Annotated in this window: 17 protein-coding genes and 1 pseudogene; 14 read left to right on the plus strand and 4 right to left on the minus strand. The window is 57.2% G+C overall.

Annotated elements, in window-relative coordinates:
- Positions 1 to 75: 75 nt before the first annotated feature.
- On the plus strand, positions 76 to 825 hold the full coding sequence (locus tag S7A_RS05375) for a tRNA1(Val) (adenine(37)-N6)-methyltransferase (protein WP_009088648.1): 750 nt from the start codon (positions 76 to 78) through the stop codon (positions 823 to 825).
- Here the strand turns inward: S7A_RS05375 and nadB are convergent.
- A complete protein-coding gene (gene nadB, locus S7A_RS05380; RefSeq protein ID WP_033736139.1) occupies positions 810 to 2,432 on the minus strand; it encodes an L-aspartate oxidase in 1,623 nt (540 codons plus the stop codon). The genes S7A_RS05375 and nadB overlap by 16 nt on opposite strands.
- A gap of 412 nt (positions 2,433 to 2,844) precedes the next feature.
- Here nadB and rpoE point away from each other — a divergent pair, with 412 nt between their 5' ends.
- The 11 genes and pseudogenes from rpoE (at position 2,845) to acpS (ending at position 12,254) form a co-directional block, all read left to right on the plus strand.
- The gene (rpoE, locus tag S7A_RS05385) at positions 2,845 to 3,423 is read left to right on the plus strand and encodes an RNA polymerase sigma factor RpoE (protein WP_009088652.1); all 579 of its coding nucleotides are present in this window, start codon (positions 2,845 to 2,847) and stop codon (positions 3,421 to 3,423) included.
- 27 nt (positions 3,424 to 3,450) lie between these two features.
- Positions 3,451 to 4,104 carry an anti-sigma-E factor RseA gene (gene rseA / locus S7A_RS05390; RefSeq protein ID WP_009088654.1) on the plus strand — a complete coding sequence of 218 codons (654 nt, stop codon included), beginning with the start codon at positions 3,451 to 3,453 and terminating at the stop codon, positions 4,102 to 4,104.
- Positions 4,104 to 5,060 carry a sigma-E factor regulatory protein RseB gene (rseB, locus tag S7A_RS05395; protein WP_009088656.1) on the plus strand — a complete coding sequence of 319 codons (957 nt, stop codon included), beginning with the start codon at positions 4,104 to 4,106 and terminating at the stop codon, positions 5,058 to 5,060. The genes rseA and rseB overlap by 1 nt, the downstream gene beginning before the upstream one ends.
- Positions 5,057 to 5,522 (plus strand): annotated as a pseudogene (rseC, locus tag S7A_RS05400) (SoxR-reducing system protein RseC). Before rseB ends, rseC begins: the two are co-directional and overlap by 4 nt.
- A gap of 218 nt (positions 5,523 to 5,740) precedes the next feature.
- A complete protein-coding gene (gene lepA / locus S7A_RS05405) occupies positions 5,741 to 7,540 on the plus strand; it encodes a translation elongation factor 4 (protein ID WP_009088658.1) in 1,800 nt (599 codons plus the stop codon).
- Between the two features lie 9 nt (positions 7,541 to 7,549).
- The gene (lepB, locus tag S7A_RS05410; RefSeq protein WP_009088659.1) at positions 7,550 to 8,524 is read left to right on the plus strand and encodes a signal peptidase I; all 975 of its coding nucleotides are present in this window, start codon (positions 7,550 to 7,552) and stop codon (positions 8,522 to 8,524) included.
- Between the two features lie 131 nt (positions 8,525 to 8,655).
- Positions 8,656 to 9,336 carry a ribonuclease III gene (rnc, locus tag S7A_RS05415; RefSeq protein WP_009088661.1) on the plus strand — a complete coding sequence of 227 codons (681 nt, stop codon included), beginning with the start codon at positions 8,656 to 8,658 and terminating at the stop codon, positions 9,334 to 9,336.
- Between the two features lie 95 nt (positions 9,337 to 9,431).
- On the plus strand, positions 9,432 to 10,337 hold the full coding sequence (era, locus tag S7A_RS05420; RefSeq protein ID WP_009088664.1) for a GTPase Era: 906 nt from the start codon (positions 9,432 to 9,434) through the stop codon (positions 10,335 to 10,337).
- Between the two features lie 4 nt (positions 10,338 to 10,341).
- On the plus strand, positions 10,342 to 11,070 hold the full coding sequence (gene recO, locus S7A_RS05425) for a DNA repair protein RecO (protein WP_009088665.1): 729 nt from the start codon (positions 10,342 to 10,344) through the stop codon (positions 11,068 to 11,070).
- A 72-nt stretch (positions 11,071 to 11,142) separates the two neighbouring features.
- Positions 11,143 to 11,874, plus strand: coding sequence for a pyridoxine 5'-phosphate synthase (gene pdxJ / locus S7A_RS05430; protein WP_009088667.1), 732 nt, complete (start codon positions 11,143 to 11,145; stop codon positions 11,872 to 11,874).
- Entirely contained in the window at positions 11,874 to 12,254 is a 381-nt protein-coding gene (acpS, locus tag S7A_RS05435) for a holo-ACP synthase (RefSeq protein ID WP_009088670.1), read from the plus strand. The genes pdxJ and acpS overlap by 1 nt, the downstream gene beginning before the upstream one ends.
- Here the strand turns inward: acpS and S7A_RS05440 are convergent.
- Both S7A_RS05440 and S7A_RS05445 read right to left on the minus strand, forming a co-directional pair.
- Positions 12,251 to 12,499 carry a YfhL family 4Fe-4S dicluster ferredoxin gene (locus tag S7A_RS05440; protein ID WP_009088672.1) on the minus strand — a complete coding sequence of 83 codons (249 nt, stop codon included), beginning with the start codon at positions 12,497 to 12,499 and terminating at the stop codon, positions 12,251 to 12,253. The two genes, acpS and S7A_RS05440, sit on opposite strands and share 4 nt — an antisense overlap.
- A gap of 55 nt (positions 12,500 to 12,554) precedes the next feature.
- Positions 12,555 to 13,394 carry a MurR/RpiR family transcriptional regulator gene (locus tag S7A_RS05445; protein WP_009088675.1) on the minus strand — a complete coding sequence of 280 codons (840 nt, stop codon included), beginning with the start codon at positions 13,392 to 13,394 and terminating at the stop codon, positions 12,555 to 12,557.
- 156 nt (positions 13,395 to 13,550) lie between these two features.
- On the opposite strand from S7A_RS05445, the gene yfhb reads away from it, so the two are divergent.
- Positions 13,551 to 14,189 carry a phosphatidylglycerophosphatase C gene (yfhb, locus tag S7A_RS05450; protein ID WP_009088677.1) on the plus strand — a complete coding sequence of 213 codons (639 nt, stop codon included), beginning with the start codon at positions 13,551 to 13,553 and terminating at the stop codon, positions 14,187 to 14,189.
- Positions 14,190 to 14,241: 52 nt separating this feature from the next.
- Positions 14,242 to 14,733: a tRNA adenosine(34) deaminase TadA gene (gene tadA / locus S7A_RS05455; protein WP_009088680.1), complete on the plus strand. Its 492-nt coding sequence runs from the start codon at positions 14,242 to 14,244 to the stop codon at positions 14,731 to 14,733.
- On the opposite strand, the gene mltF is transcribed toward tadA, so the two are convergent.
- A complete protein-coding gene (gene mltF, locus S7A_RS05460) occupies positions 14,730 to 16,196 on the minus strand; it encodes a membrane-bound lytic murein transglycosylase MltF (RefSeq protein WP_009088682.1) in 1,467 nt (488 codons plus the stop codon). The genes tadA and mltF overlap by 4 nt on opposite strands.
- Between the last annotated feature and the right edge of the window lie 110 nt (positions 16,197 to 16,306).

A 16,306-nucleotide genomic window follows, 5' to 3' on the forward strand; every position in this document is an offset into this window, starting at 1 on the left:
CCGCGTGAATTCCCTCTGTTGCCACGTTACACTCATGCGCTGCCGGACGGCAGGAAAAAACGATGGTAGTGACGAATGATGCAGGATAAGCCGCGTGAACGGCCACAGTTAAACAAGAACGGTTTTACCTTTAAACAATTTTTTGTCGCGCACGATCGCTGTGCGATGAAAGTGGGAACCGATGCCATTCTGCTCGGGGCCTGGGCACCGGTGGCCGGGGTCAGACGCATTCTGGATATCGGCAGCGGCAGCGGGCTGATTGCCCTGATGCTGGCGCAGCGTACACCGTCGCAGGTGCTGGTCGATGCGGTTGAATTAGAGCCTGAGGCCGCGCAGCAGGCGCAGGAGAATGTGCAGCAGTCGCCGTGGCCTGAACGGATCCGGGTGCATCAGCACGACATTGCCCGCTGGGCAGAGGAGTCCACCGCGCGTTATTCCCTCATCGTCAGTAACCCCCCTTACTTTGCGCCTGGCGTGGCCTGTTCTACGCCAGCGCGGGACAGCGCCCGCGCCACAGCCTCGCTCGACCATCAGACGTTACTGCGCAGCGCGGCGTTACTGATTGAGGAGGAGGGGATGTTCTGCGTGGTGCTGCCTGCCGCCATCGGCCAGGATTTTATCGCGCTGGCAGAGGCGGATGGCTGGCATCTGCGTTCGCGCCTGGATGTGGCGGAGTATGCCCATCGTCCGCCGCACCGGGTTGTGCTGGGCTTTTCGCCGAAGCCTGGCGAAACCCTGCTGGAGCGGCTCGCTATCCGCGCAGCAGACACCCACTATTCGGATGAGTGGTGCAGCCTGACGCGGGCATTCTATCTCTTTATGTAGCCGGGCGGCGTCAGAATTGTCGGTCGCGCCTCTGGCAGCAGGTTCGGGTAGTCGCGGATATAGTGCAGGCCGCGACTCTCTTTTCGCTCCAGCGCACAGCGCACCATCAGATCCGCCACCTGAACCAGATTCCGCAGTTCCAGGAGATGATTGGAGAGGCGGAAGTGACGGTAATACTCATCGATCTCCTGCTGAAGCAGGGTGATGCGGCGCAAAGCCCGCTCCAGTCGCCGCGTCGTACGCACAATGCCGACATAATCCCACATGAAGAGCCGCAGCTCATGCCAGTTGTGCTGGATGACGACGCGCTCATCGGCATCATCGACCTGGCTCTCATCCCAGGCGGGCAGGGTGGTCACAGCGTCTATGCCAGGCAGGCTCTGGATCAGCGCTTCGGCGGCTGACAAGCCATAGACCAGGCACTCCAGCAGCGAGTTAGAAGCCATGCGGTTCGCACCATGCAGGCCGGTGTAGCTCACCTCACCGATGGCATACAGGCCGCTGACGTCACTCTGCCCATGCTGATCCACCATCACGCCGCCGCAGGTATAGTGGGCGGCTGGCACGATCGGGATCGGTTCCCGGGTCAGGTCGAAGCCAAAGGTCAGCAGCTTTTCATAGATCATCGGGAAGTGGGCGCGCACAAACTCTTCCGGCTGGTGGCTGATATCCAGATACATGCAGTCCACGCCCAGCCGCTTCATCTCATGATCGATGGCACGTGCGACGATATCGCGCGGAGCCAGCTCGGCGCGCTCATCAAAATCGGGCATGAAACGGCTGCCATCGGGACGCACCAGCCAGGCGCCTTCTCCGCGCAGGGCTTCAGTCAGCAGGAAGTTCTGCGCCTGGGGATGAAACAGGCAGGTGGGATGAAACTGATTAAATTCGAGGTTGGCGACCCGGCAGCCCGCACGCCAGGCCATCGCGATGCCGTCACCGGAGGCGACGTCAGGATTCGTGGTGTACTGATACACTTTGGCGGCGCCGCCAGTCGCCAGCACCACCGCCCGCGCCTGACAGGTTTCCACCTGCTCGCGGTTACGGTTCCAGATCCAGGCACCCACCACCCGGCGCGGGCCAGGCAGGCCGATTTTATCGGAGAGAATCAGATCGACCGCGTTAGTGCGTTCCAGAATGCGGATGTTGGGATGGCTGAGCGCCTGGCTTACCAGCGTGGTTTCAACCGCATGACCGGTGGCATCGGCACTGTGCAGAATACGGCGATGGCTGTGTCCGCCTTCGCGCGTCAGGTGATAGCGCATCTCGCCTGAGGCCTGCGGATCGAGATCAAAGGCAACGCCATTGTCGATCAGCCACTGCACGCAGTGCCGCGCATTACTGGCGATAAACGAGACCGCCTCCCGGTCGCACAGTCCGGCGCCGGCAATCAGCGTATCTTCTATATGCGCTTCAATACTGTCGGTCTCATCGAACACCGCTGCAATGCCGCCCTGAGCATAAAGCGTAGAGCCTTCATTAACCTGCGCTTTGCTGAGCACCGTGACCTGATACTGTTTCGCCAGGCGCAGCGCTAAAGAGAGGCCCGCCGCACCGCTGCCCACAATCAATACATCACACTGATAATCCGGATTCGCATTTGTCATGGTGTTTAATTTACTAAACAAAGATTGCCCTGAGCATAAGCCCTGAGCCGGTCGCTGTGAAGTATTTTAAACAAAAGTTCGCAGATTCACGGTGTGAATTCAGAAAAATTACCGATAATCATTAAGTTATAAACAGTACAATTTGAGCTCTGTTTTCTATACCAAACTTATTATCGGCGGAGGATTTAATGATGAAAAAGCTGTTGTCATAGGTTACTCTGCCTGCGATTTGCGCTCCTTACACTGAACGAAAACGAACAACCTGTGTAATCAATTCCGGAGCGGCAAATATCAGGTCGGGAAGTGAACTTCGCACCACATCACAACTCTAAGCGCATGCTTGCTCAGAACCAATGAGATGTGCTGGCAGTTACTTTATGCGTAAGAAAAGTTTGGGGAGACATTACCTCGGATGAGCGAGCAGTTAACGGATCAGGTTCTTGTCGAGCGGGTTCAGAAGGGAGATCAAAAAGCTTTCAACTTACTGGTGATTCGTTACCAGCACAAAGTGGCGAGCCTGGTTTCACGCTATGTACCTTCAGGCGATGTGCCTGATGTCGTACAGGAATCATTTATCAAAGCGTATCGCGCACTGGATTCATTCCGTGGCGATAGCGCCTTTTATACCTGGCTGTACCGCATTGCGGTCAATACAGCGAAAAATTACCTGGTTGCTCAGGGGCGTCGTCCGCCATCCAGCGATGTGGATGCGATTGACGCAGAAAATTTCGAAAGTGCGGGTGCATTAAAAGAAATTTCGAACCCTGAGAACTTAATGTTGTCTGACGAATTGAAACAAATTGTCTTTCGTACCATCGAGGCGCTACCCGAGGATTTGCGTATGGCAATCACCCTCAGGGAACTGGACGGCCTGAGCTATGAAGAGATCGCCGTCATTATGGATTGCCCGGTAGGCACTGTTCGATCACGTATCTTTCGTGCGCGAGAGGCTATTGATAACAAAGTTCAACCGCTTATCCAACGTCAGTGATAACGGCTACTGGAAGGGTACATAGGCATGCAGAAAGAAAAACTTTCCGCTTTAATGGATGGTGAGACCTTAGATAACGAGCTGTTTTCCGCCTTATCGAAGGACGCAGAACTGCAGAAAAGCTGGGCAAGCTATCACCTGATCCGCGATACCATGCGCGGTGACGTGAGTGAGCACCTGCATTTCGATATCTCTGCGCGCGTCGCTGCTGCTATCGAAAAAGAACCGCTGCGTTCTGTCACAACGCTGATTCCTGAAGCTCAGCCAGAACCTTCCCGCTGGGAAAAAATGCCGTTCTGGAAAAAAGCGCGTCCGTGGGCAGCTCAGCTGACGCAGGTGGGTGTGGCAGCCTGTGTGTCACTGGCCGTCATCGTGGGTGTTCAGCACTACAATCAGCCTGAGGGTAGCGCGACTCAGACCTCTGACTCGCCGGTGTTCAATACGCTGCCGATGATGGGTAAAGCGTCGCCGGTCAGCCTGGGCGTGCCGTCTGATGCGTTTGACACCAACAGTTCTAATCAGCAGGTTCAGGATCAACGTCGTCGCGTCAATGCGATGCTGCAGGATTATGAACTGCAGCGTCGTCTGCACGCTGATCAGCTGCAATTCGAAACCGATGCCCCTAAACAGGCACAGGTGGATGTTCCCGGAAACCAATCTTTAGGACAGCAGCAGCAGTAATGAAGCCGCATTGGTATGCTGTTAGCCTGCTGGCAGGCAGCCTGTTGTGGTCATCTGTCTCCCCGGCGCAAACTTCGGCGTCCGGGGCGCTATTGCAGCAGATGGAACAGGCAAGCCAGAACCTCAACTACGAATTCGCCTATATCAACGTCTCCCGCATCGGCATCGAATCGCTGCGCTATCGACATGCTGTGATCGATAACCGGATATTCGCTCAGCTGCTGCAGATGGACGGGCCGCGTCGGGAAGTGATCCAGCGCGGCAACGATATCAGTTACTTCGAACCTGGCCTCGATCCCTTTTCGCTTCCCGGCAATCACATCATTGACGCACTGCCGTCTGTGATTTTTGCTGACTTCAGCAAGCTGGCCAGCGCCTACGATTTTATTACCGTAGGGCGCTCGCGCATTGCCGATCAGATGTGTGATGTGCTGCGTATCGTTTCACGGGATGGCACCCGCTACAGCTATGTGGTCTGGCTGGATGTCGACACCAAACTGCCGCTGCGCATTGACCTGCTTGACCGTGATGGTGAAACGCTGGAGCAGTTCCGCGTGATCAGTTTTGCGGTGGATGAGGGGGTGCGTAACCTGATGCAGGGGCTGGAGAAAGCCAATCTGCCGCCGTCGCTGTCGGTGCCGAAAGGGGATGCGGTCACGCTCACCTGGCAGCCAGGCTGGATCCCGGCCGGGATGTCACTGGTGTCGCAGAATCGCCGTTCGCTGCCGGCGCTGAACAAAAATATGGAATCGAAGCTCTACAGCGACGGCCTGTTCAGTTTTGCGATCAACGTGACGCCGGCGGATAAAACCAGCCTTACCCAGACATTGCGCACTGGGCGTCGTACGGTTCAGACTGTTGTGCGCAATAATTACGAGATTGCGGTGATTGGCGAGATACCGCCTTCAACCGCTAAACGTATTGCGGACAGCATCGACCTGGGATCACAGAAATGATGAGAGAATGGGCCACCGTGGTGGCATGGCAGGATGGCATCGCCACGCTGCACACTGAAGCAAAAAACTTCCTGCAACAGCTGCCAGGCGCGCAAAGGCTGTGGCAGTCATATGCTGAATAAACTCGGCCCGAAAAATGCGCACGTGATGCAGATCGCCAGCAGCGAGCCACTGCAGCCGGGGCAGCGCATCGAACTGGGCATCAGAGAGAGCAGCCTGCTCGGTTCGGCGCTGCTGGTCTACATGACGCCGCTGCTGGGCCTCTTTCTGGTGGCGGGTCTGTTTCAGTCGCTGTTCAGCAGCGATCTGGCGGCGGCCTGCGGTGCACTGCTGGGCGGCGTTGGCGGCTTTATTATCGCCAAAGGCGTTTCACTGAAATTTGGCGATCGCGAAGCCTTTCAGCCGGTGATCCTCAACATCGCGTTACCTCCCGATGCGCTGCGTGTCGAAAGCGAAGCGTAACGCACGTCCAGGCCGCGCACTCCGCGGCCTTTGTCCGTTCTGCCCTGCGCAGATATCTGTTTCGCTTCCACCTCGTTCCATTCTTTTATGCGCGGCGTTAACAGTGTAATATGCGTCGTCATTAATGAGGCTGACAGGATTGTGGGTAAAGAGCGATCTTCCTGAATGTGTCTGTGCTCAGGTTTTCAACTGAATTTTAAGCGAAGATATCCCTATAAATGAAGCACATAAGAAATTTCTCCATCATCGCTCATATCGACCATGGTAAATCCACGCTCTCTGACCGCCTTATTCAGATCTGCGGTGGCCTCACAGACCGTGAAATGGCTGCGCAGGTTCTTGACTCTATGGATCTGGAGCGTGAGCGTGGCATCACCATCAAAGCACAGAGCGTCACACTCGACTACCATGCGAAAGACGGCGAAACTTACCAGCTCAATTTCATCGACACCCCGGGTCACGTAGACTTCTCCTATGAAGTGTCCCGCTCACTGGCTGCCTGTGAAGGGGCACTGCTGGTGGTGGATGCCGGTCAGGGTGTTGAAGCGCAGACACTGGCGAACTGCTACACCGCGATTGAGATGGATCTGGAAGTAGTGCCGGTTCTGAACAAAATCGACCTGCCGGCTGCCGACCCTGAGCGCGCGGCGCAGGAGATTGAAGATATCGTCGGCATTGATGCCGCCGATGCGGTGCGCTGTTCTGCCAAAACCGGCGTTGGCGTGCCTGACGTGCTGGAACGTTTAGTGCGCGATATTCCGCCGCCGGAAGGCGATCCGGAAGCGCCACTGCAGGCACTGATTATCGACTCCTGGTTTGATAACTACCTGGGCGTGGTCTCACTGGTGCGTGTGAAAAACGGCACCATGCGCAAAGGCGACAAGATTAAAGTCCTGAGCACCGGCCAGACCTACAACGCGGACCGTCTGGGCATCTTTACTCCGAAACAGGTCGACCGTACCGAACTGAACTGCGGTGAAGTGGGCTGGCTGGTCTGCGCCATCAAAGATATCCTCGGCGCGCCGGTGGGCGATACCCTGACCACCGCTCGCAACCCGGCTGACAAAGCGCTGCCTGGCTTCAAAAAAGTGAAGCCGCAGGTTTACGCCGGTCTGTTCCCGATCAGCTCCGATGACTATGAAGCCTTCCGTGATGCGCTCGGCAAGCTCAGCCTGAACGACGCCTCGCTGTTCTATGAGCCAGAAAGCTCAACGGCGTTGGGCTTTGGTTTCCGCTGCGGCTTCCTGGGTCTGCTGCACATGGAGATCATTCAGGAGCGTCTGGAGCGTGAATACGATCTCGACCTGATCACCACCGCGCCGACGGTTGTGTATGAAGTCGTGACCACAAGCGGTGATACCGTCTATGTCGACAGCCCCTCTAAGCTGCCGCCACTGAACAACATTGAAGAGCTGCGTGAACCGATTGCGGAATGTCACATGCTGCTGCCGCAGGAGTATCTGGGCAACGTCATTACGCTCTGTATTGAGAAGCGTGGCGTGCAGACCAACATGGTTTACCACGGCAACCAGGTCGCGCTGACCTACGAAATTCCGATGGCAGAAGTGGTGCTCGACTTCTTTGACCGTCTGAAGTCGACCTCACGCGGTTATGCCTCGCTGGATTACAACTTCAAGCGTTTCCAGACCTCTGACATGGTGCGCGTTGACGTTCTGATCAACTCTGAGCGTGTGGATGCGCTGGCGCTGATCACGCACCGCGACAACGCCCCTTATCGCGGCCGTGAACTGGTTGAGAAGATGAAAGATCTCATCCCGCGTCAGCAGTTTGATATTGCGATTCAGGCCGCCATTGGTAACCACATCATCGCACGTTCAACGGTTAAACAGCTGCGTAAAAACGTGCTCGCCAAATGTTATGGCGGTGACGTCAGCCGTAAGAAGAAACTGTTGCAGAAGCAGAAAGATGGTAAGAAGCGAATGAAGCAGGTTGGCAACGTTGAGCTGCCACAGGAAGCGTTCCTCGCCATTCTGCATGTCGGTAAGGACAGCAAATAAGGATTTCCAATGGCTAATATGTTCGCCCTGGTTCTGGCGATAGCGACGCTGATTACTGGCATCGTCTGGGTAATTGATCGTTTCAAATGGGCGCCGGAGCGCCGTGCAAAGCAGGCCGCGGCGCAGGCGCAGACCGGCAATGCACTCGACAGCAAAACGCTGGCGAAGGTCTCTTCACAGCCTGGCTGGGTGGAGACCACCGCCTCTGTTTTCCCGGTGCTGGCCGTGGTGTTCATCGTGCGTTCGTTTATCTACGAACCGTTCCAGATCCCGTCTGGCTCGATGATGCCAACCCTGCTGATCGGTGACTTTATCCTGGTGGAGAAGTTTGCCTACGGGATTAAAGACCCGATCACCCAGACCACGCTGATCCCAACCGGTCAGCCGAAGCGCGGCGATATCGCGGTCTTTAAATACCCGAAAGATCCGAGCCTGGACTACATTAAGCGCGTGATTGGCCTGCCGGGCGATAAAGTCATCTATGATCCTTACAGTAAGACGCTGACGGTGAAACCGGCCTGCGATGAGGGCAAAGCCTGTGACTCTGCGCTGCCGGTGACCTACACCAGCGTTGAGCCAAGCAAGTTTATCCAGACCTTCAGCGGCTTTGATGGCAACGAAACCGGTAACGGTTTTTATCAGGTGCCGCAGGGCGATACCCTGCGCGGCGGACTGCGCCTGGGCACCCGTAAAGAGACCATCGGAAGCGTAACGCATGACATTCTGCTGGTAAACGAAGCGCAGAGTCAGGCAGGCATGTATTATCAGCAGCCGGGCCAGCCGCAGGCGACCTGGGTGGTGCCGAAAGGGCAATACTTCATGATGGGCGACAACCGTGATAACAGCGCCGACAGCCGCTACTGGGGCTTTGTCCCGGAGCGTAACCTGGTCGGTAAAGCGGTCGCTATCTGGATGAGCTTTGAGAAACAGGAAGGCCAGTGGCCAACCGGCGTACGATTCAGTCGTATCGGCGGTATTCACTGATAAAATTGTCTGATTAACAGGCAAAACGGGTGGCCTCCTTTGGGAGGCCACTGCACACCAAACGGAACGTGCTGGAAAGCCAGCCCCGTTTGGTATGCAGAGTCACAGACGCAACAAAGAACTGGAATCGCATGAACCCCATCCTGATTAATAAGCTTCAGCGCAAACTGGGCTACACTTTTACTCATTCGGAACTGTTACAGCAGGCCCTGACACACCGCAGCGCCAGCAGTAAGCACAACGAACGCCTGGAATTTCTTGGCGATTCTATTCTTAGCTATGTGATTGCGAATGCCCTTTATCATCGCTTCCCGCGGGTTGATGAAGGTGACATGAGCCGCATGCGCGCCACGCTGGTGCGCGGCAATACGCTGGCTGAAATGGCGCGCGAATTTGACCTCGGTGAATGCCTGCGCTTAGGGCCGGGCGAGCTGAAAAGCGGCGGCTTCCGCCGCGAATCGATTCTGGCCGATACGGTCGAAGCGCTGATTGGCGGCATCTTCCTCGACAGCAGTATCGAACGGGTAGAGCAGCTGATCCTCGACTGGTACCGGACACGCCTTGATGAGATCAGTCCGGGCGATAAACAGAAAGATCCCAAAACCCGCCTGCAGGAGTATCTGCAGGGACGACACCTGCCGCTGCCCAGCTATCTGGTGGTGCAGGTGCGTGGCGAAGCCCACGACCAGGAATTCACCATTCACTGTCAGGTGAGTGGCATGGCCGAGCCGGTTGTCGGCGTCGGCTCCAGCCGTCGTAAAGCTGAGCAGGCTGCCGCTGAGCAGGCGCTGATCAAGCTGGGCCTCGAATAGCACTCCGGCATACCGGCGTCTGCGGACGCCGGATGCGCTAAGACACATTGCACTCTTTCGGCGCCACAACAGGCGCTGAATAACTCAGGATTCGAATGAGCGAAAACGTTACCTATTGCGGCTTTGTCGCGATTGTTGGCCGACCTAACGTCGGTAAATCCACCTTACTGAACCAGCTGCTGGGGCAGAAGGTGTCGATCACCTCGCGTAAGCCGCAAACCACGCGCCACCGCATCATGGGCATTCACACCGAGGGCGAATATCAGGCGATCTACGTCGATACCCCCGGTCTGCACATGGAAGAGAAGCGCGCGATTAACCGCCTGATGAACCGCGCCGCCAGCAGCTCTATTGGCGACGTGGAGCTGGTGATCTTCGTGGTGGAAGGCACCCGCTGGACGCCAGACGATGAGATGGTATTAGGCAAGCTGCGTGACGGCAAAGTGCCGGTCGTCCTGGCGATCAACAAGGTCGATAATATCCAGGACAAGAGCGTGCTGCTGCCGCATCTGCAGTTCCTGAGCCAGCAGATGAACTTCCTCGACATCGTGCCGATCTCTGCCGAAAGCGGCAAAAACGTCGATACCATTGCGGCGATCACCCGCAAGCATCTGCCGCAGGCCGATCATCACTTCCCGGAAGATTACATCACTGACCGCTCCCAGCGCTTTATGGCGTCTGAAATCATCCGTGAAAAACTGATGCGCTTCCTGGGCGCTGAACTGCCTTATTCCGTCACGGTGGAGATTGAACGCTTCGTAAGCAACGAGCGGGGCGGTTACGACATTAACGGTCTGATTCTGGTCGAGCGCGAAGGGCAGAAGAAGATGGTGATTGGCAACAAAGGGGCCAAAATCAAAACCATCGGCACCGAAGCGCGCAGGGATATGGAAGAGATGTTCGAAGCGAAAGTGCATCTCGAACTGTGGGTGAAAGTGAAATCCGGCTGGGCAGATGACGAACGTGCTCTGCGCAGCCTGGGTTATACAGACGATCTCTGATCTGATGGAAGGCTGGCAACGCGCTTTTGTGCTGCATAGTCGCCCCTTCAGCGAAACCAGCCTGCTGCTCGACCTGTTCAGTGAAAATGAAGGGCGGGTGCGGGTTCTGGCCAAGGGCGCACGTTCCCGGCGCTCACAGCTGAAGGGCGCGTTACAGCCTTTTACCCCCCTGCTGGTGCGATGGAGCGGGCGTGGTGAAGTCAAAACCCTGCGTAACGCCGAAGCGGTGTCGCTGGCACTGCCGCTCAGCGGCATCACCCTCTACTGCGGTCTCTACGTAAATGAGCTGGTCTCTCGCGTGCTGCAGCAGGAATCGCCTTTCCAGGAACTCTTCTTCGACTACCTTCACTGTCTGCAGGCGCTAGCCTCAACGCACGGCAAGCCCGAACCGGCCCTGCGCCGTTTTGAGCTGGCGCTGCTCGGTCACCTGGGCTATGGCGTCGATTTCCTGCACTGCGCAGGCAGCGGCGAGCCAATCACGGATAACATGACCTACAGCTACCGCGAAGAGCGTGGCTTTATCGCCAGCCTGGTGCTCAATCAGCGCAGCTTTACCGGCCGCGAACTGCGTGTCCTCTATGAACGCGACTTTCCCGATGCGGAGAGCCTGCGCGCCGCGAAGCGTTTTACCCGTATCGCCCTGAAGCCCTATCTGGGCGGCAAGCCGCTGAAGAGTCAGGAGCTGTTCCGTCAGTTTATCCCGAAGAAGAAGCCCGAACAGACAGATGAATAGCGCTGGTCGTACCGCCTGCTGACCTGGGCGCGGTACACTCAACACCCCGATGGAAAAGAAGTGAGGATAGTCATGGCTGAGTTGCTGTTAGGCGTCAATATCGATCACATTGCCACGGTGCGAAACGCCCGTGGGACAAATTATCCCGATCCGGTGCAGGCGGCGTTTATTGCTGAGCAGGCGGGCGCAGATGGCATCACGGTGCATCTGCGGGAAGATCGCCGCCACATCACTGACCGCGACGTGCGTATTCTGCGCGACACCATCCAGACCCGTATGAATCTGGAGATGGCGGTGACCGATGAGATGATCGGTATCGCCTGCGATATTCAGCCCCATTTCTGCTGCCTGGTGCCGGAAAAGCGTCAGGAAGTCACCACTGAAGGCGGCCTGGATGTGGCAGGGCAGCAGGAGAAGATCACTGCGGCGGTACGACTGCTGAGTGATGCGGGCATTCTGGTGTCGCTGTTTATTGATGCCGACCACCGCCAGATCGAAGCTGCCGTTGCCAGCGGTGCGCCCTATATCGAAATTCACACCGGTGCCTACGCCGAAGCACCGGAAGGGCTGGCGCGCGAGGCGGAACTGGCACGCATCCGCCACGCCGCGACCTTTGCTGCCAGCCTGGGGCTGAAGGTGAATGCCGGTCACGGCCTGACCTACCACAACGTCCTGCCCATAGCGGCACTGCCGGAGATGCATGAGCTGAATATCGGCCATGCGATTATCGGTCGTGCGGTGATGAGTGGCCTGCCGGAAGCGGTCAGAGAGATGAAACAGCTGCTGCGTGAAGCCCGTCGCTGATGGCTATTCTGGGACTGGGCACGGACATCGTTGAGATCGAACGCATTGCCGGGGTGATTGAGCGCTCCGGCGATCGTCTGGCGCGTCGGGTGCTGAGCGAAGCCGAATGGCAGCAGTATCAGGCCCATCAGCAGCCGGTGCGTTTTCTCGCCAAGCGATTTGCGGTGAAAGAGGCGGCGGCTAAGGCCTTTGGTACCGGCATTCGCGGCGGCCTGGCGTTTAATCAGTTTGAAGTTTACAACGATGCGCTGGGAAAACCGGGATTACGCTTCTTCCAGCACGCGGCGGAAGTGGCACAGCAGCTGGGCGTCAGCCGGGTACACGTGACACTGGCAGATGAACGTCACTACGCCTGCGCCACGGTGATTATCGAAAACTAGCCGTGCAGCAGCACAAACTTCTCCCACAGCGCATCGCGTGATTCGGTGTGCTGTGGGTTAACGATGATGGTGTTATCGATAGGGCAGACCTGCTGACAGGTTGGCGCCTCATAATGGCCGACACATTCGGTGCAGCGGCTGACATCTATCTCATAGATCGCCTCGCCCAGTGAGATCGCCTGATTCGGGCACTCTGGTTCGCACATATCGCAGTTAATGCATCTGGACGTAATCAATAACGCCATGTTTCCCACCTGATAACAACAGAAAAAGCGCGGGTATTATACGCGCTCCCGCTGATCAGACCAGCTTTTTCACCAGCGCCTCGCTGTGGCGAATGTGGCTGGAAGCGCGCTCCGGATCGTTTTGCACCAGCGCCATAAACAGCAGATCGGTCAGCGCAAGCTGGGCCGTCGTCGAGGAGATCGCCGCGCTGCGGGTACTCTGCTCTTCCGCCACCGTATAGAGGCAGTAACTGGCGCTCTGCTGCAGCGTATTCGGGGTAAAGCCGGTAAAGGCGACCACATCCGCACCCACCTCAGCGGCCTCCTGCGCGGCCAGATTGATCTCGCGCCGTTCACCGGTATAGGAGATGGCGAGCAGCACATCGCCTGGCCCCATTGCCTGGACGCTGGCCAGCAGGGCGTGCATATCCTGCTCCGCCACGGCATTGATCCCGATCTTCATCAGCTTCCAGGAGAAGTCTTTTGCCACCAGACCTGACGCCCCAATCCCCACCAGCAGAATACGCCGGGCATTCTTCAGCAGCTGCAGCACATCATTGAGCTTCTCTTCGCTGTTGATATCCAGCGTGGCCCGGATCGCCGACAGCTTTTCGGTCAGCAGTTTTTCACCCACCATTTTGAGCGGGTCGTCGCTGAGAATATGGTTATGCACCGTGATGGCATCCTTGTCCGCCAGTGACTCACTCAGCGCCAGCTTCAGCGCCGGAAATCCTTTGTATCCCAGCTTCTGCGCAAACTTCACCACGCTCGACTGGCTGACGCCGGACTCCTCCGCCAGCTTCTGCGAGCTGAGATGACGCGCCCTGTCAGGTTGCGACAGTAAAAAATCGGCCAGCCGACGCTCGTTCAGTGCCAGACGTGGATAAAGCTGGCGAATGCGCAGCAATGAACTCATGCCCAATCCTCATCATTCAGGGGATAATCGGAGAAGAATAAACTATTCATCAGGCATTGTAGTCATCGGAATTAAAAATGACACTCATCGCCGTTACGCCTGATGATGGCTACACTACTCTTTATGATTCCGGAACCAGACCCGAAGGAGAGTTGTTTGACCAGGGGAACACAACGTCGCATCGTATTTTTCGACCTGGATGGCACTTTGCACCAGCAGGACATGTTCGGCACCTTTATGCGCTATCTGCTGCGCCGGCGACCACTTAATCTGTTGCTGGTGGTGCCCCTCCTGCCGGTGGTGGGGATCGGCCTGCTGTTTAAAGGCCGGGCGGCCCGCTGGCCAATGAGCCTGCTGCTCTGGTCGATTACCTTTGGCCGTTCAGAGCAGACATTGCTGCGTCTTGAGGCGGAGTTTGCCCGGTGGTTTCGTCAGCGGGTTACCGCCTTTCCGGTGGTGCAGCAGCGCCTGACCGACTACCTCGGCAGTGATGACGCCGACGTCTGGCTGATCACCGGATCGCCTCAGTCGCTGGTGGAGCAGGTCTACTATGACTCCGCCTTTCTGCCGCGCGTGAAGTTGATTGCCAGTCAGATGCGGCGCGGCTGGGGGGGACGGGTGCTGGCCATGCGCTGCCTCGGCCATGAGAAAGTCGCCCAGCTCGAAGAGAAAATCGGCACGCCGTTGCAGCTCTACAGCGGCTACAGCGACAGCAAACAGGATAACCCGCTGCTGTTTTTCTGCCAGCATCGCTGGCGCGTGACACCGGCAGGTGAGCTGCAACAGCTGGAATAAGTTTCGGCACCCGTTATAATGCGCCGCTTTTCTGTCGCCCGGAGTGGTCTGCATGAAACAACAAGATGAATACTGGATGCGCCATGCGCTCAGCCTGGCACGCCGGGCCTGGGAGCAGGGCGAAGTGCCGGTGGGGGCGGTGCTGGTGCAGAATGACCGGGTGATCGGCGAAGGCTGGAACCGGCCCATTGGCCAGCACGATCCCACCGCCCATGCGGAGATCATGGCTCTGCGCCAGGGCGGCAAAGTGCTGGAAAATTACCGTCTGCTGGAAACCACCCTCTATGTGACGCTGGAACCCTGCGTGATGTGCGCCGGGGCGATGGTGCACAGCCGGATTACCCGGCTGGTCTATGGCGCGCACGATCTGAAAAGCGGGGCGGCGGGTTCGCTGCTGGATGTGCTGGGTCACCCTGGTATGAACCATCAGGTTGAGTTAGCGAGCGGCGTGCTGGCGGAGGAGTGTGCTGCGATGCTGAGCGACTTCTTTCGTATGCGTCGCGAAGAGAAAAAAGCGTTGCGTCAGGCGCAACGCCAGAGTTAGTTCATGGCGATCTTCGGCTCCACCGCCGGATAGCCTTTGGCCAGTTCGGCCTCGGCTGCTGCCTCCGCCGCCTGGCGTGCCAGGCGCTTCTCCTGCTCCTGCAGATAGCCCACCAGACTGATCTGATACTTGCGGATGTTCTCCACATAGTTATAGGCCTCATGCCCGCGCGCATAGCCGTAGGTCGTCTGGGCGTAGTAGCGTTTCTGGCTCAGCATCGGTAACCGCAGCTTCACATCTGCCCAGCTGTCCGGATTGCCACCCTGACGGGCCGTGAGTTTCCGCACATCCAGCATATGGGCGTAGCCCATGTTGTAGGCGGCCAGCGCAAACCAGATGCGCTCATCTTCCGGGATGGTCTGTGGCACTTTCGACATCATATCCTGCAGATACTGACTGCCGCCGCGAATACTCTGTTCAGGATCGGTGCGGTCGCCCACATCCAGGCTCTCTGCGGTGTTGCGCGTCAGCATCATCATGCCGCGCACGCCGGTAGGGGAGGTGGCCTGAGGATTCCAGTGTGACTCCTGATAGGAGATCGCCGCCAGCAGCCGCCAGTCAATGCTGGTGGCGTACTTCTCAAACAGCGGCTTGATGTCGGGCAGCGTGTTATCGATCGCGCGCAGGAAGGTGCGGGTATCGACATAATCGAAGGTGCCGACGTGGCCGAGATACTTCTCCTCCAGTCGCGCCATCGCGCCTTCTTCACCCATGCCATTAAAGAAGTCGAGCATCGCGGCATTCAGGCTGTCATCGTCGCTGTGCCGCACATACCAGGTGACCGGCTCCTCATCAGTCACGTCGAACGCCACCGCCAGCTGCGGGTAGATACGCTGCAGCAGGGCGATGGTGACGGAATCACCAATGGTGTAGTCGAGCTTGCCGTCTGCCACCGCTTCCAGCAGGGCTTTCGGGCTCTGGTCGGTGGAGATGGCCCAGTCCAGGTCGGGGAACTGATTGGAACGGGCACTCTTCAGCGTGGAGAGGTAAGCCGATCCGGACGCAACCGTTAACCGCCCCTTTAAGTCACCGAGGTTTTTGGGGCGAGGCTTATCCACGCGGTAGACCAGCTGCTGCGATACGTTGTAGTAACCCGGCCCGGTCTGATAACGGGTCAGGCGTTCGCTGTTGTAATTCAGGCCAGCGGCCAGCAAATCGGCTTTGCCATCATCCAGGTCATCAAACAGATCGCTCAGATTAGGGCGCACCGTGACCTTGAGCTTGACGCCCAGATAATCAGCAAAACGTTTTGCCAGCTCATAATCCATACCGGCCGGAGATTGATTGACGGTGTAGTAAGTCAGGGGGGAATTGATGGTACTGACGCGCAGCACTCCCCGTGATTTAATCTGTGAAATCGTGTCCTGCCCACCCCCATACCAGGGAATGGATGGCCACAGCGCTAACGCTAACAGCACGGCAACCAGACCGATAAACAGATAATTAAATTTTAGGCGTTTCAAATAGTTATCTCTCGCTGGCTCTAAGGCCTCTGTCTTTTAAAGGCAGTATTTGTCTTCTTTGAACTCCCAGAGCGAGGGGCATTTTGCGCAACAAAATGACGCTGAGCAAC

It is taken from the genome of Pantoea sp. Sc1 (genome assembly GCF_000255315.1).
Classification (GTDB): domain Bacteria; phylum Pseudomonadota; class Gammaproteobacteria; order Enterobacterales; family Enterobacteriaceae; genus Pantoea; species Pantoea anthophila.